At 46.8% G+C, this 920-nt stretch carries 1 protein-coding gene; it reads left to right on the top strand.

All coding sequences use genetic code 11. From position 1 onward, the window contains the following. A partial coding sequence (locus J0A65_RS10645; RefSeq protein WP_269814655.1) for a sigma factor occupies window positions 1-920 on the top strand: 920 nt, incomplete at both ends.

The following is a 920-nucleotide window of genomic DNA, read 5'->3' as shown; positions in this document are numbered from 1 at the left end:
AGCTTCTGACCCGTGAAGGCGAAATTGATATTGCCAAGCGTATCGAAGACGGTATTAATCAAGTTCAGTGTTCTGTTGCTGAATACCCTGAAGCCATTACCTACCTACTTGACCAGTGGGACCAATTTGAAGCTGAAGAAATTCGCCTTAGCGACATTGTTCTGGGCTTTATTGATCCTAACGAAACCGACGTTGCTCCAACAGCTACTCACATCGGCTCAGAGTTATCCGAAGAAGAATTGGATGATGAAGACGATGATGAGGACGAAGACGAAGACGATAACGCCGATGACGACGGTGATTCTGGAGTAGATCCTGAGCTGGCGCGCCTTAAGTTTTCAGCGCTGCGCGAACAATACATCAAAACCCGTGATGCTATCTCCTCGAAAGGTCGTGATCACGCCGATGCCAAAACTGAAATTGCGGCACTCAGTGAAATCTTCAAAGAATTCCGCCTGGTACCCAAGCAATTTGACCGTATGGTTAAAAACATGCGCGGCATGATGGATCGTGTGCGAGTTCAAGAGCGCATTGTAATGAAGCACTGCGTTATGCACGCCAAGATGCCAAAGAAAGACTTTATCAAAGCCTTTGCTGGTAATGAAACCAGTTCACAGTGGTTGGTCGAACTACTCAACTCCGGTAAACCCTACGTTGCCGATCTTCTTACTCACAAAGAAGAGCTTGAGCGCTGCATTTCGAAGATGAACCAGGTTGAAGAAGAAACCGGCCTGAGTATCGCTGATATTAAAGATATCAACCGTCGCATGAGCATTGGCGAAGCCAAAGCCAGACGTGCCAAAAAAGAGATGGTGGAAGCCAACTTACGCTTGGTTATCTCTATTGCCAAGAAGTACACCAATCGCGGTCTGCAATTCCTTGATCTGATTCAGGAAGGCAACATAGGTTTGATGAAGGCC

Origin of the sequence: Bowmanella yangjiangensis (genome assembly GCF_017255015.1) — a bacterium.
Classification (GTDB): Bacteria; Pseudomonadota; Gammaproteobacteria; order Enterobacterales; family Alteromonadaceae; genus Bowmanella; species Bowmanella yangjiangensis.
Note: the sequence above shows the minus strand (reverse complement) of the source record. Positions and strands in the feature narration are given on the sequence as shown.